The 14,797-nt window shown below is 61.0% G+C and carries 9 protein-coding genes and 5 pseudogenes; 10 read left to right on the forward strand and 4 right to left on the reverse strand.

Going from position 1 to position 14,797, the window contains the following annotated elements; all coding sequences use genetic code 11:
* Window positions 1-29 precede the first annotated feature (29 nt).
* From E4Q23_RS19650 to E4Q23_RS19660, 3 genes are read left to right on the forward strand one after another with little or no spacing between them, the layout of a single operon-like run.
* Window positions 30-2,270, forward strand: a complete 2,241-nt coding sequence (locus E4Q23_RS19650; protein ID WP_169068209.1) for a hypothetical protein — start codon at window positions 30-32, stop codon at window positions 2,268-2,270.
* On the forward strand, window positions 2,263-3,507 hold the full coding sequence (locus E4Q23_RS19655) for a hypothetical protein (RefSeq protein WP_169068210.1): 1,245 nt from the start codon (window positions 2,263-2,265) through the stop codon (window positions 3,505-3,507). Before E4Q23_RS19650 ends, E4Q23_RS19655 begins: the two co-directional genes overlap by 8 nt.
* Window positions 3,504-3,866 carry a hypothetical protein gene (locus tag E4Q23_RS19660; protein WP_169068211.1) on the forward strand — a complete coding sequence of 121 codons (363 nt, stop codon included), beginning with the start codon at window positions 3,504-3,506 and terminating at the stop codon, window positions 3,864-3,866. Before E4Q23_RS19655 ends, E4Q23_RS19660 begins: the two co-directional genes overlap by 4 nt.
* A 292-nt stretch (window positions 3,867-4,158) precedes the next feature.
* Here the strand turns inward: E4Q23_RS19660 and E4Q23_RS19665 are convergent, their stop codons facing one another.
* Entirely contained in the window at window positions 4,159-4,359 is a 201-nt protein-coding gene (locus tag E4Q23_RS19665; protein WP_169068212.1) for a hypothetical protein, read from the reverse strand.
* A gap of 870 nt (window positions 4,360-5,229) precedes the next feature.
* On the opposite strand from E4Q23_RS19665, the gene E4Q23_RS19670 reads away from it, so the two are divergent.
* Window positions 5,230-6,387, forward strand: a complete 1,158-nt coding sequence (locus E4Q23_RS19670; protein ID WP_169068213.1) for an N-acetylmuramoyl-L-alanine amidase — start codon at window positions 5,230-5,232, stop codon at window positions 6,385-6,387.
* Between the two features lie 78 nt (window positions 6,388-6,465).
* On the forward strand, window positions 6,466-6,876 hold the full coding sequence (locus tag E4Q23_RS19675; RefSeq protein WP_169068214.1) for a hypothetical protein: 411 nt from the start codon (window positions 6,466-6,468) through the stop codon (window positions 6,874-6,876).
* Between the two features lie 204 nt (window positions 6,877-7,080).
* On the opposite strand, the pseudogene istB reads toward E4Q23_RS19675, so the two are convergent.
* Window positions 7,081-7,722 (reverse strand): annotated as a pseudogene (istB, locus tag E4Q23_RS19680) (IS21-like element helper ATPase IstB); the annotation flags it as partial.
* 284 nt (window positions 7,723-8,006) lie between these two features.
* On the opposite strand from istB, the pseudogene E4Q23_RS19685 reads away from it, so the two are divergent.
* Window positions 8,007-8,965 (forward strand): annotated as a pseudogene (locus tag E4Q23_RS19685) (IS1595 family transposase).
* Here the strand turns inward: E4Q23_RS19685 and istA are convergent.
* Window positions 8,958-10,409: an IS21 family transposase gene (gene istA, locus E4Q23_RS19690; protein ID WP_248595602.1), complete on the reverse strand. Its 1,452-nt coding sequence runs from the start codon at window positions 10,407-10,409 to the stop codon at window positions 8,958-8,960. The pseudogene E4Q23_RS19685 and the gene istA overlap by 8 nt on opposite strands.
* Before the next feature lie 198 nt (window positions 10,410-10,607).
* On the opposite strand from istA, the pseudogene E4Q23_RS19695 reads away from it, so the two are divergent.
* The 4 genes and pseudogenes from E4Q23_RS19695 to E4Q23_RS19710 all read left to right on the forward strand — a co-directional run.
* Window positions 10,608-11,279, forward strand: a pseudogene (locus E4Q23_RS19695) (ExeA family protein); the annotation flags it as partial.
* 402 nt (window positions 11,280-11,681) lie between these two features.
* Window positions 11,682-11,765, forward strand: a pseudogene (locus tag E4Q23_RS24220) (type II toxin-antitoxin system HicA family toxin); the annotation flags it as partial.
* Window positions 11,766-11,896: 131 nt separating this feature from the next.
* A pseudogene (locus E4Q23_RS19705) lies at window positions 11,897-12,122 on the forward strand (IS4 family transposase); the annotation flags it as partial.
* Between the two features lie 138 nt (window positions 12,123-12,260).
* On the forward strand, window positions 12,261-13,214 hold the full coding sequence (locus E4Q23_RS19710; RefSeq protein ID WP_169068215.1) for an IS1595 family transposase: 954 nt from the start codon (window positions 12,261-12,263) through the stop codon (window positions 13,212-13,214).
* A 52-nt stretch (window positions 13,215-13,266) separates the two neighbouring features.
* On the opposite strand, the gene E4Q23_RS19715 is transcribed toward E4Q23_RS19710, so the two are convergent.
* Entirely contained in the window at window positions 13,267-14,793 is a 1,527-nt protein-coding gene (locus tag E4Q23_RS19715; protein ID WP_169068216.1) for an InlB B-repeat-containing protein, read from the reverse strand.
* Window positions 14,794-14,797 lie beyond the last annotated feature (4 nt).

A 14,797-nucleotide genomic window follows, 5' to 3' on the forward strand; every position in this document is an offset into this window, starting at 1 on the left:
CCTCGCCCGATCCGCGCCGGGAGCCCGACATGGCCGTGATGCTCGACATCGATCCACACCGCGCGGACAGCCGCCGCGCCCAGGCGGAGATGATCGGCGGGCCGCTCGCCGCCGGCTATGAGCTGACGGCGCTGGCCATGGTCAATGGCGCCGCGACGCTCACCGAACCGGCGAGCGAAGTCTCGATCCTCGCCCGGCTGCTGCGCGATCTTGGCAATCAGGAGCTGGTCGTGACGACCACACTGACCGACGACAGCACCGCCCAGACTGTCATCCTCACCTTTGAGCGCTACAGCACCACCGGCACCGGCCTGCTGCTGCGTCGCCGCGACCTGATCGACGGCGTGAGACTCGCCATCGCTATCACCGCCACGCTCGACGGCGCCGCTGTCGACCCGGCCGATCTCGACGACTGGCTCGCGCTCGACCTGATGCGCGGCCATATGGCCCATGTCTCGACCTTGCTCGCCTTCGAGCATCAGCGCCTGCGCCGCCACCTCGCCGCCGCGCTCGCCGCACGGACCATCCCCGGCGCGGAGGGTGGCCTGCTCGACCGGATCGGATCGGAACTGGGCGTGCCCCGCCTCGACTCGCGCTTCGTCTTCACCGCCGGCACGCTGAGCAGCATCGTCGCCGACACCGAAGCCGACGCCGCCTATCGCGCCCGTATGGCGCCCTATCGCGCCCATGTCTTTCCCACGCCCGGCGCCGTGCGCGCGGCGCTGCGCACCATCGATTCCGCCTTCGACATCGAGGAGCGGACCATGGGCTTCGAGGGCGCCTTCCGCCTCGTCGCCTTTGCCGACACCGCCGCCAATGCCACGGCCATGCGCACCGCGGCGTTCGCCCATCTGCGCGACTCGGTGCTGATCAATCCCGGCGACACCAGCGCTGCCCCGGCCAATGCGAGCGCAGCGGTGATCGCGCGGACCGCCCTACGCGACCGACTGCGCGCCGCCTTCGGGGTTGCGGCCAATGCCTCGGTCGCGATCGCGCCCGCGTTGGCTCGCGCGCTCGATCGCCTCGCGGAGCTCTTCGCCGGGATCGGCTATGGCGGGCCGGTCGTCCTCGTCCAGGGCCAGACCGATGCCGGCGGCGCCCGCTATGAACTCGGCCTGGGCGCCCGGCTGCAAGTGCCGGCGACCTTCCTCGCCGATCTGGATGCCGCGATCGTCGCCGCCGACGCCAGCCAGCTCGGCGCCTATGAGCGCGGTGTCGCGGCGCTGCACGCGCTGGCCCCGGCCGAGCGCGCCCAGCTCGACCAGTTGCTCGGCGTGGTCGGCTTCTCCACCACGCTCCAGCTCGACGACACCAATCTCTATGTCTCGCACCTGCGCACCGGATCGATGGAAATAGACGGCAATGCCGCCGTCGATCTCCCCGCCCAGGGCAACGCCAGCACCACGCTCACCGCCCGCGAACTGGTGCCCACCACGCAGATGGCGCTCGCCCAGGCACTATCGGAAGCCGCCTCCACCGCCGCCGTCACCGGCGCGGCGATGGCCGGCAATGCCATTCTGCCGCTGATGGCCGGCCTCGTCGCCCATGACGCCAGCTATCGCGACCGCATCCTGCCGCCGCGCTTCAGCCTGGCCGACCAGACCGCGCTCGGCGCCAGCCTCGCCATGGCCGACCCCGCCCTCATCGCCGGGCTTCAGATCGATGCTGCCGATGCCGCGCAACTGGTGGCGGGCGACGCGGGAAGCTGGGACGCGCTGCTCAATCTCTCCTTTGCTCTGGCCGATCTCGGCATCCCGGCGATGGCGGTGGTGGTGACGCCGGCGCAGGAAGTGATCATCATCGCCAGCTCCGCGCCGCTGCCCTCGCTCGGCGCGAACCTCACCCTGCGCCGCACCCTCGCCCGCCGCTGGGGCACGGCGGACCTCAGCACCGGCACCGGTGGCGCATTCGGGAGCGACAGCGCCGAGACCTATACCATATCCGCCAGCACACCGGGCCTGTGGTGCGTGGCGCTGATGAGCTATCGCCGTCTCGACCAGCCGGACCCGATGGAAATCCGCCCCGCGTTGCCGCTCGGTACCGAGATCGACTACACCGCTTACGAGCGGATGATGAACCTGCTCCTGCTGTTGCGCCCGCTCGGCGTGGCGGTGAACAGCTGGCGCATCCGCCAGCGCCATGTCCGGCTCGATCCAGCGGCGCCGCAGGCCGCCCTCAATCTCAGCGCGGCGCGCAGTTTCCGCCGCTATCGCCAGGACCGTTTCGCACGGCCGATCGCACCATCCACTCCGGGAGACTCCAATGGCTGACGGCACCATCAACTATGTGCAGTTCACGAATCTCATCAACTCGATGGACATCGCCCAGGAAGCCAAGGTCAAGATCAACGACAAGATCACCGGCATCTTCCACTATAGCCTGCGCACGTTCAGCTATTCGGCCGGCGCCACCGTCGCCTCGACCGCGCCGACCTGCACGGCCGCCTTCGCCCGCACCTTCGATCATCAGGACTGGCGCGACGGCGAGGATCTGGTCCAGGCCGGCGGGGTCGAGGGCTTCAACATCCGCTTCAACGCGCTCAAGGCCGATCTCGACAGGATCAACACTGACCTGGAACATGCCTTCCAGTGCCTGGCAGGCTTGCGCGGCTCGGTCTCGACCGCCTTGGTCGAGATCCGCGATCAGCTCAATACGATCAACAAGGATATTTACGAGTGCTGCAACGACAAGATCGACAGCACTGTCACGCCGGTCAATCCGGGCACCTATTATCCCTACTATCCCTATTTCCCCTATGAGGTGAATCCGGTCGTGCCCACCGGCCCCAATCCCGGTCCCGTCATCAATCCCTACGACAAATATAAGGACAAGATCCTCATCAACGCCGACAATCCCAATGAGGCGCTCATCAAGGGCGTGGAAGGAACGCGCATCGACACGATGACGCTGCACGGCAAGGCGATGGACGTGTGGCGCACCAATTTCGGCATGGTGCTGGTCGACTCGCCCAAGGGCGATGCGGTCAAGCCCACCTTCACGCCCTCGGACATGGCCGACGTCACCAACTTCACCCGCTATGTTGCCGAGAAAGGGCCTGATGTGGAACGTGCCTTCCCGCAGGGCTTTGCTGTGAAGGACCTGCTCGACCAGTTCGGCACGGACCCGTTGCTGGATGGGAGCACGCTGGCCGAAACGCTCAAGACGCTGGACGCCGACACCCGCTTCGCCGGCCTCGGCGCGCTGGAGGACAGCGTGATCAATACCCATGTCGACACGATCGTGACGAGTGGCCTCAACGATGCCACGTTGATCGGCACATTGGGCCTGCATACCAGCGTCGCGCCAGCCAATGTGGCAGTGAGCTCGCTCAAGACGCTCGATACCGGCGTCGCAGCCGCGCTCACCAAGGCGGGCATCAACACCGTCGGCAAGCTGGCGACCGCCGACCCGGCAGCGCTGACGCGGGCGCTGGGTGGCAATACCGGCGAGGCGGGCGCGCTGGGCGGCATCGCCAAGACGCTGATCAAACTGGGCGGCCGGCTGTGACCAAGCCGGTCGCGGTGAAGGCGGATATCTCGTCGACGCCGTCCTCAACCGGCGCCACCGATTTCGGCGCGCAGAGCGGCGCCTGGACGAAAGCTGGCGCACCCGACGTGACGACCGGCGCCAAGGTGACGGTGGGCGGCGCGCCAGTCGCGCTGAGCGCAAGCCAGCGCTTTGGCTGGACCGGCGCCAATGCATCCGGAACGGCCCTGCCGCCCGGCTCCTCCACGGTGACGCTCACCGCCGGCGACACCAAGCTGCAGGTCGGCGGCCAGTCCGTGCTGCTCGACGGGGACAGCAAGCAGGACTCCTATGGAAACAAGATCAGCGTCTCCGCCTCCGGCAAGCTCCAGACTGCCTGACCGGTCTCCCGCTGCGCCGGCCCTCTCCCGGCAAATATGGCGTCCCAAGGATAAGAAATCCAACGGCACCGACGAGAGTATATGAGCCTTCATCAAGCAGCGTCAATTTCGAATTGGGACCCGGAAGCCCCTGAAAAGTCCTCTGAATTCCGGCCGCTCAGTGCCTGCGGTCATCCGCCGGGGCGGACCGCCCCGGCGGATGACCGCAGGCACGAGTCCTCTCACGACGGGCAATGGCAGCCCGTCTGGCTTCGAGCTTTGCGCTTGTGCGCCTGCACGCTCCCCAACACCTCTACCAGGCGACGCGCTGGTCGAATTCGTACTCCGGCACCGACTGAGCCTGGGGGTCGTCCTCGCCCAGGGTGGCGCCCTGCATCTCCCAGAGCGGGGGCGCACGGGCTCTCATCAGTCGTGGCGGCGAGGTCGGTTCGCCCAGATGGGTCAGGATGTCGTACACGGCACCGGCGTCGGTGATGAAGGCGATGATTCGCATCCCGCCGCCGCAGCGTGGACAGACGAGCGGAAAGACCTCATGGATCCGCGCGAGCAGCAGCGCCCAAGCGTAACGGGCGGCGCTGATTCCTCCGCCGCGCCGGCATCGCCATCGTTACTACGGGGTGCTGGCACCCAACGCGTCGCTGCGGGGGCAGGTCACTGCGCTCGCCGGCGTGCCAGACGGTACGCCGGCGGCAGCCGCGACCGCTGCGCCAGGTCGGTCGTCCGAGGGGACAGAGGAAGTACCGGGGGAAGATGAAGCGGTCCACAGTCGCGTCGCCCGCCACGCCTGATGAGAGCCCGTGCGCCCCCGCTCTGGGAGATGCAGGGCGCCACCATGGGTGAGGACGAAGCGAGCCCCAACCGGTGCCGGACTATGAATTCGACCAGCGCATTGCCTGGTGGGTGCCAATGCGCAAGGTCCAGACTGAAGCAAGACGAGTTGTCATCGCCCGTCGTGGGACGACTCATGCCAGTGGTCATCCGCCCGGGCGGACCGGCCAGGCGGATGACCACGGGCGCTGAGCGAGGCGGGATTCAGTTGAATTTTAAGGAGCTTTCAAGAGCCACCGGGGCGAAACTCGAGATTGACGCCCCTTGATAGAGGCTCATATACTCTTGATGGTACAGTTGGATTTTCTATTCTTCTAGGGGCCTCGATTGTAAATCCGCCAAAAACCCAGTCGGCGACCAATGCTCCCAATCTTACACGACGTAGTCATACCCCAATTTTGTAAGCATGTGATCGATGGGGTTTTTGGGTGAACTTTCTGGGGCTGGGCGCGGGCAACCGCGTCTGGCTACCCTCCGTTAGGCTCGGCGAATATGAGGGTGTTTTATCCTGTCCTTTTTTAACTTGAGGTGATCTATGTCTACTTTGTTCGACCAGCTCGTTTCCACTTATAAGTCTATGGAGATTGCCTTTCCTGATTTGAAACCAATGACGCTTGCTCAATGGATTCTCGAATCCGGTCGGGGCGAATCCCAGCTGGCTATCCAGCATTTCAACTTTGCCGGCCTGAAATGGCGGGATGAAATGGTTGGATTCGCTACGCCCGTAAAATTCGAAGCGCACGACGGTGTTGATTTCTACTGCAAGTTCTCGAGCCTCAAGGACTTTATCGTGGGGTATTGGAAATTCCTCACCCGCAAGCCTTACAAAGGCTGGGAAGGAAAGGCTACGGAAGGACCTGATGCATTTATAGGTTTCATAGGCCCGATCTTCAATCCTGCCGGAGACGAGTACGTCAAGCAGGTGCGTGCCTTAGTGAAGGAGGCTACGGATAGACTCAATGCCGCTACGGCGGCCCCCACGACGCCCGCGCTGCCGCGCGTGCCGGGCGCTCCGGTCGTCGTCGTAATCGATCCAGGCCACGGCGGAACGTCTAAAGTGGGCGGCAGCAGTCCTAATAATGCGGTTTCCCCTTCTGGTGAGCTTGAGAAGAACTGGACTCTGGACATCGCCAAGCGCACTAAGACGGCGCTCCTTTCCAAGGCTCTGGCGACTGGAAAGAACGTCAAGGTCTTTCTGACACGGGAAACCGACATCAACCTAGGACTATCCGCTCGTGCCAATGTCGCCAAAGATAAAGGCGCCAAGCTATTCTTAGCGATTCATTTCAACGGCTTCACTGAGAAGCCCGGGGAGAAGGATGTGCGCGGCGTCGAAACCCTCATTGGCACCGTTAATGTCAATCCGGCGGAAGATCGGCAGCTGGCCGCCGCCATACAGGACAGGGTTCTCAAGGCCATGCAAGAGGTTGATCCGGCAACTAAGACGCTCAAAAACTATGATCGCACCTTCGGTAAGGGCTTTAAGGAACAGGCTCTAGGCGTTCTCAACGACGTAGCTTTGGGAAATTCCACATCCACCCACCCTTGTCGCGCCTGTCTTGTGGAAATCGAGTTCATGGATACAAAGGAAGTGGAGGATCTGTTTCGGATCGTACCTTCCAATTCCACGCGCGAAGCCAATCGACAGAAAATCGCCGAAGCTCTCGCGGATGGTCTACTTTCGCGGGTCTAAAGGGGAGATAGTCACGGTGCATGCGCTCTGTCGCTACATCCTGGCTTCGGTTCGAGTGGATTTGCTCGTCAACCTGCTATGAAACCGACACGCCTGCTTGTACCCATACTAATGGCAGTAATGGGTTGGGATCTTGCCGCCAATGCCACGGATGGCTTTCGCTATTGCGGCGAATTGCTTTGGCCGGCCCATCGGGTGAACTATCTACCCTTTCCCGAGGGTATGGCGGTGGATTCATCCTCGGATCCCCATGCGATTCGGCAAATCGGGAAAGTCGGCAAATTCGAAGTTCGCTTATCTTTTGAGGACGCTTACAGTTCAAACCGTTTCTTGCAACAAGCCATCGAATTACTGATTTCCCAAGGGGAAAATCGGATTTGCGTACTGGCTGACACAATTGAGGCATCGGCGGCAGGACTGCCCGTTGAAATTTCCCCTTATGCTGAAAATAACGGAAAGCTGCTGTCGGGCTACGGTTTGAAGAAATAGGACGCCCAGTGGCACAAGCTATTTCTAGGGTTACGCTAACCTTCGTTCAAGGGGTTGTCAGGTCGTTTTGCTCCACACCAGATCTCCTTGATGGTCCGGGTAGCGCGGGGTATTCTTCGCTTCCACGAAAACGAGTCACGAAGTTCAGTCACATACCCGCCTAACGAATAAGGATAGATCGTGGCTGCGCACGATCTATCCTTATTCGTTGGGAAACGCCGCGCCCCACTCGTCGAAGTGCAAATTGCTGGTCAACAAGGTGGTCGTGCGCTCATAACGGGCGTCAATCAGGTCATGGAAATCCTCATCCTGCGGCGAGCGCATGGGGCGTAGCCCGAAGTCATCGATCGCCAGCACATCGACCCGTGCCAGCTGGCGCAGCTTGCGCGCAAAAGAGTCGGTCGCCCGCGCCGCATGCAGCTGGGCCAGCAGCTTGGCGTGCGAGATGAACAGCACCTCATGGCCGGCGCGCAGTGCGCAATGGCAGAGCGACTGGACCAGGTGAGACTTGCCCGTACCGGTCGGGCCGGCGATCAGAACCGGTGCATGTTCGAAGACGAAACGACAGGTCGCCAACTCGGCAATCAGCGCGTGATTGACCGACGGACTGTGGCTGCAATCGAAACGTTCCAGCGTCTTGTCGCCGACCACCTGCGCCTTGCTCAGACGCTGGGCAAACTGGCGCTGATCACGACGGGCGACTTCGTCCTCGACCAGCAGCGCCAGGAAGTCGGTGTAAGCCAGCTTGGCCTCGATCGCCTGACGGTTTCTCGCTTCGAGCGAGTCGAGGATGCCGGACAGGCGCAGTTGCTTGAGCAGGGGTTCAAGTGGGAGCATGGGATTCATGAGAGGATTCCAGATAGATAATGGATGAGCAAGGAGCGGCACGCCGTGCGGCGGCTCAATGCAACAGATCGGAGGATTGGTGGCGGAAGTGATCGCCACTCAGATAGGGCGCTTCCAGCGTCGGCGCATCGATCAACTCGGGCTGCTGGTCGAGTCCGGTCTTGAGAATGGCTCATTATGGATTCCAGGTTGGTGCGCAACGAAAGCGAGGCTAGAGGCGCACTAGACAACGCCCAAGGAATTCCGTATGCTCTCCTGGGAAGGAACACCTAGGAGAAAGGGGCATGTACACGACGCACACTGCCAGCACTGGGCTGGTTAAAATCCAGGACCTTATCAACGATGCCAAGTGCTTCGAAGTCGTTCGGGACCTGCGCTGGCCAGAGGGTGTTCGCTGTCCGCATTGTGCGGACGAGCACGTTATCAAGTTTGGTCGCGATGAGACTCAGGAACATCGCCAGAGGTACCGCTGTAAGTCCTGTGAAAGGTACTTTGACGACTTAACCGACACGATCTTCGAAGGGCATCACCTACCCTTGCGCACTTGGATCTTGTGTTTGTATTTCATGGGGTTGAACCTGTCGAACACGCAAATCGGCAAGGAACTGGGCCTCAACAAGGACGACGTTCAGAAGATGGCGACCCAACTTCGAGAAGGGGTAGTCAGTCGCAAGCCCGCCCCAGAGCTCCAGGGAACCGTTGAGTGTGACGAGGTCTATGTGGTGGCGGGGCACAAGGGACATCCTTTGGCAGTAAAAAAAAACACCGTAAGGGCCGCAGAAACCGCCTGAAGGGGGCTCGCGGTCGCGGCACGCTTGCCAAGGAGAAGCCTCCGGTTTTCGGCATGATCCAGCGCGGCGGTCAAGTCGTCATCCGCATGCTCGAAAACGTCCGCCAAGTCATGATACAACCGCTGATCCAGGCCACCATCGCGCCGGGCACCCTAGTGCTGACCGACGAGTATGACATCTACGGCCGCCTGCCTGAGTGGGGCTACAATCACAAGACCGTCTGCCACAGCGCCCGCGAGTACGCCCGCGATGAAGACGGCGACGGCTTCCACGAGGTTCACGTCAACACCATCGAGGGCTTCTGGTCCTTGCTGCGCTCCTGGCTGCGGCCTCACCGCGGGATCTCCCAGGAAAGTCTTCCTCTCTACCTCGGCTTCTTCGAGTTCGTTCACAACGCCAAAAATCGCGGAAAGCGACTTCTCGAATCCCTCTTGGGGTTGCTCCTCAGCTAACAACCCGAAACCCATAATGAGCCTTGAGAATTTGCTTAATCGTGCGATAGCTCGGCGTCCCAAAGTTCAGCGCGCGGCTACACGCCGCGTCGAGTCGACCGCGACCGAACTGATCGGCCAGTCGCAGCAATCCCTGAACGGCGCGCAGCTGGTCGAGCACACGCTTGGTGAACAGGCTCTCGACGACCGCCCGGCAGGCCGGCCCGACTGCCGTGGCCTGGGTCAAGCACCACTGTGGATCGCGCATGAAGTACGCCTGGGCTTCGGGTGGCAGATGATCCTCAACGGTCGACCGCGTACCTGCTTTGAACAAGCGCGGATGGATCGCCACCAACTCGTGCTCATGGTAGATGCGCAAGGCATCCGGCGTGATCTCCAACCACAGTGTCTGGTGGATCAGGCGAAACGGCGCCGAGTAGTGGCAGTACGTATGCTGGACGTGGCAGTTGCCGTGCAGCTTGGCCTTGGCCCAGGTCGGGCACGTCGGCGCGACGGCGGGTAGCGGCTGCAGCAGCGCCTGCTCGGTTTCGTTGAAGCGCATGAGCGGCCGCTCGCGCGTACTGCCGTGCAGGCGATTGCCCGCTTCGCTCTGAACCCATTCCTGCAATTGCGCATTCGCGTGCGCCAGGCCATGGAACTCGCGTAGCGGCATGAAGTTGCCCTTGACATATTTCACGCCCGACTCCACGCGACCCTTTTTGGCCGGGTCGGCGACCGGACAGGGGTCAATTACAAAGGCATAGCCGAGGGCGAGTTCGGCGTAGGCACGCTGCACCGTCGGCTCGTAGTAGCAGGCGCGCGTGATCGCGCACTTCGGGTTGTCGATCCGGACCTTGCGCGGGACGCCGTTGAACCACTCGAAGGCGTGCCGGTGGCAGGCGAGCCAGGTTTCGACGCTCTGGTTGCGCACCACTTCAGCATACTGGTGCCGGCTCCACGACAAAGTCATGACAAAGAACCAGGTCTTGAATACCTCGCCGGAATGTCGGTCGGTGATCAGCGGTCCCGAACCGAAGTCGACCTGTGCCTGTTCGCCGACGGCAAAGTCGAGCATCACGGTGGCCACGGGGGTGGGGGCGGCTTCGCTGCGCAGGAAGCGATAGACGGCATGCACGCTGCCGCCGTAGCCGTACTGGCGGGCCAGTGCCTGGCGGATGCTGCTCACGGCAATGCCCTGACGATGCCACTCGATAACTTTCTCGCGAAAGGGCTCCACAGTGGACAGGTGGCTCGCGTTCTTGACCGCCCCGCCGCCCGCCGCCTGGTAGTAGCGCGCGATCGTCGCGTCATCCGGCAGCGGGCTCGTCGCCTCCAGCCAGTTCTGCGCGGCGGCGATCTCTCGCACGCGCGCGACCGTGTCGCGCCCGACCTGCTGCGCTCGGGCAACCGCCCGATTGCTCTCGCCAAGTCGCAGGCGTTGAATCATTTGTCGTATTTCGTACATTTCGAACTTCCTGTTAGCCATTGCGCCTGCCCCCGGCAAAATTGCCAGAGGTTACGCAATTGGAAGTCCGAAACCAGCTCTACTTGCCTTCTATGTGGCCTTATTGCGCCGCGATTGCTCTGGCCTCATTGCGCCGCGAGTCCGGTGGCCTCATTACGCCGCCACCGAAATGGCCTTATAAAGGCGCGAATTAACAGCAAGAGCGTTGCTTTGCGCCTCCTCGCGGAGCGTCTCGCGCGCTTGCCCGATATCACGGTGGGTGCGATCAATCACCCGCAGAGCAACCTCGCCGACTTCTATCGCGAGATGGGCGACATCTTTGCCGTTCCCTTGCGCCCGCATAACCGCTGGGGTGGCTTCAAGGCCTTGCGTGAGGTGTGGTTCGCGCATCTGGAGACAACGCGAAGACGCGCGGTGCTGTTGGTCGACGAGGCGCAGGAGATGAGTCCGCCGGTGCTCTGCGAGCTGCGGCTTCTGGCCAGTGCGCGTTTCGATTCGCAGCCGCTCTTGTGTGTCGTGCTGGCGGGCGATGCGCGCCTGATCGAGAAACTGCGACGCGAGGAGTTGATCCCACTGGGCTCGCGCATTCGCACCCGGCTCGCCACCGAACACGCCAGCCGAGAGGAGTTGCTCGCCTGCCTGACCCATCTGCTTGCCGGTGCCGGCAACGCCAGTTTGATGACTCCGATGCTGCAGCAGACGCTGTGCGATCACGCCGCCGGCAATTACCGCATTCTGACGACACTCGCCGCCGAACTGCTCGCCGCCGCGGCGCAGCGTGACCTTCCCCAACTCGACGAGAAGCTTTATCTGGAGGTCTTTGCCCAACCCGAGAGGCCGGCGCCACGGCGTGCGGTGGCGGGTCGCTGATTTCGAGACTGACGACGTCCTTCGGCACTTCGAATCCCTCGATGGCGCGCCGATCGCTCTATTCGTGGGTGTTGGTAAATCCCTCGAACTGCGGCCGGAAGGGGGTCACGGGGACCGTGGAATAAATGCGGCACGTTTCATCGCCGCGTTTATGCCGCGAAAGCCCCTTGACGCCCTGGAGGGCGCCAACGCTCAAGGCAGTTGTCGGGGATGGGGGTTACATCCCCGACGGCTGCCTCACGGCGAGTGCGCGGTCTGGGGCAGAGCCCCAGGATCTGGTCGTCTGCGCCGCTCTTGCCCGACCCTCGTCAATGATCGAGCAGCAATTGATGCGTGGCGCATATCCGCCGCAACCATCACCGTACGTGAACATCGGAACATCAGATCGGCTGACCGCACTCACCGGTCCCGCTGCACGACGAAATCCGCATCGGGACGCTTCAATCCATCATCCGCCAATCAGGCCTGCCCAAGTCTCTGTTCGAGCAAGGTTCAGCATTCAGGCTTGAAGCGAAAGCGATTTGTCTTCGTTTCTCCAGCGCCGAAAGGACACGGGGCAAGCCATCGAACTATTACGGGGGTGGCGGGCACCGTGGATCGGTCAAGAAGACGTGGTCTGTCCCCGATTGACTCGCCGACTTGTTCTTCGACCAAGATGAATGGCAGGCCGCCTATCTCCTCAACAAGAAGAAGCCTCCGGCTGACCCACCAACTCTCAGCCAGATCCTACGATTGGTGGCCATGCTCGGCGGCTTCCTGGCGCGCAAAGGTGACGGCGAGCCGGGCGTCAAAACCATCTGGATCGGGTTGCAGCGCGTCATGGACTGCGTCGTCGGCCTTTAGTTCATCCGTGAGGCGGCTTCGGGGTGAGTTGTGTATAAGGATACCTGATTAGCAATGAACCTCAGCCATGCGTGCTCCCAGAGCCTGAAGGCAGGATATACTGTACGCACGTACAGTTACTGCCCAGAGGAGAGCACCATGCCGATGAATCGAATTCAGTTCCAGCCAGGCCTGTCGATGCCAGAATTTTTTGTACAGTATGGTTCCGAGTCCCGGTGCGAAGCGGCTCTTGAGAGGGCTCGCTGGCCAGAGGGCTTTCGCTGTCCTTGCTGCGGTACGTCGGCGCATTGTGTTCTGCGCGGTGCGAACCGCAAGATGTTCCAGTGCAACGCCTGCCGTCATCAAACCTGGCTGATTGCCGGTACCATTTTCCAGGGTACAAAGCTTGGGCTGACGATCTGGTTCCTTGCCATCTACCTGATTAGCCAGGCCAAGACCGGATTGTCGGCGCTCGCGCTCAAACGACACCTGGGCGTGAGTTATCCAACGGCGTGGCTCATTCATCACAAACTGATGCACGCCATGGCTGCACGCGAAGAGCGCTATGTTCTCAGCGGCCAGGTCCAGGTCGATGATGCCTACCTCGGCGGCGAGCGTAGCGGCGGGAAAGCCGGGCGCGGCTGCGAGAACAAAGTCCCTTTCGTGGCCGCCGTCTCGCTCAGCGATGAGGGCCATCCTTTGCGCGTCAAGCTCTCGCCAGTGCCCGGTTTCACCCTCAAGGCGATTGCCGTGTGGGCCAGCACGAACTTGGCCGTGGGCAGCACCGTATGTTCCGATGGCCTGGCCTGTTTCAGCGCGGTCACCGAGGCCGGGTGTGTGCATCAGCCCACCGTCGTCGCGGGACGAAAGCCAAAAGAATTGCCCGAGTTCCAGTGGGTCAACACCGTCCTCGGCAATCTCAAGACCAGTTTGACCGGCAGCTACCATGCATTCGCCTTCCGAAAGTATGCCGCCCGCTACTTGGCCGCATTTGCCTACCGCTTCAACCGCCGATTCGACCTCAGGACGCTGCACGAGCGCTTGCTTGTCGCCGCAGCTCGCTGTGGCGCGCAGCCCGAGGGTACGATTCGGATGGCTGAGGTTCATTGCTAATCAGGTAAGGATATGCATTAGCACTTGCTAATAGTGCACCAACGCCATCGACCTATCTCGTTATAAATACTTTCCTCTGGGCTTCCGGAACGCTATCAATCGTGAGCTTTCGCGTCCCGAGTGTTGCCTCCATAATAATCAAATCTGTTCTTGCCGGCAGGCTAGGAGAGCAAAGTGGATCGCGACCCGCCACATAGCCTGTCAAGTCAGCGGACACGGAAAGTCCAGCCGGGATTGCTATTACGCGATTGCTCGAAAACCGAAGTCTGGGTGGGTCACAGGTGTAAACCTGTCGTAGAACAGTAACCGTAACATCTTGAGAAGCCGTTATCGGAGAAAGCGCTGCTGCATCAACTAGTTCCACGTAAAACGGGCCACCGGCTACATTATGTGACCCATACGGTTTGAAATGGACAGTTGGCAGGACCCCAAAGTTGGCTTTGCACAACGTTAGGCTAGAGAACGTTACTCGAACTGGATTCGTTGTTCCTTGCGCGGCGCAGTCCTCGCTCCACCCAAGAAACTCGAAACCTGGATCCGCCTTCGCTTCCAAAGTAATAAGCGTTCCGCTTCTTACAACCAACGAGCAATCGACCCCGCAACTCTTGTTTATATCCATCGCGGGAGGATCCGAGACAACTATCGTTCCGCTTCCAATAGCGCCCTTCTGAAGAAAAAGAATGTAGCACGACTGCCCCATTAGTTTGCATTTTCTAACCGTTGCATCCATATCAGTGCCAACGTCCGAGAGGATGTGCTCGACGTATTCGGCGGACGACTCACGAGCAAGGAGAAGTGCCTCAACAAAATGCGCTCTTTCATCCGTATCTTTGTTGATTCCGCCTGCATCTGTTAGCAAGTGACCGTCCTTGTCAAAATCGCCTGGGCATTTAGTCGGATCATTGCATTTATCTCCATTGCCGTGACCGCACTTGTGCACCCCAGTCCCAAGAGCAATAACCAAATCATAATCTTTCCAACCCAGCAAATTACTGGAAGTCCAGTAGTCACTAGTCAATGCTCGTCCGCTGAGTACTCCGAAACGGTCGCAAACATGGGTAAAGAGATCGGCGTGTGGGATGCTAATACCACGCTGCCCCAACGGGGCCGTCCCCGTGTGCCCGACTTCTACCCATGTCGAGTGAGCATAAAAATCCTGCAAAGTATGGAGGGCCCTCCCAAGCAAATGCCGCGCCTCATCGCCATCGTCTTTAGCAAGTATAAGCTTGCGAACGATTTCATCGCGCTCGCTGACCAATAGGCTCTGTCCACCGCCAAACGACTCTTCGTCGAAATGGCGACTTGGGAAAACCGCATAGACCGAATCTGTGGAAACGTTCGCGTCAGCAATTTGTGTTATCGCCGCGGGTGTGAACATCACCACTTGTCCACTGGAGAGATGCAGAGGCATCACCCCGGTAAGGCCCGCCCTTGTAATTAGCTCGTGATTTGGGGTGCCCGGCAAGCCAAACAATTTTTTCACCCCGAAGGCTGATGCTTCACCGGGTGCCAAGCACACGTGTATGAGAAAAGCACACGCAACAATTCTCAAGGGAGACAGCACATTGACGAGATTCATCAGT

Origin of the sequence: Candidatus Accumulibacter phosphatis, from assembly GCF_012939955.1 — a bacterium.
Taxonomy (GTDB): Bacteria; Pseudomonadota; Gammaproteobacteria; order Burkholderiales; family Rhodocyclaceae; genus Accumulibacter; species Accumulibacter delftensis.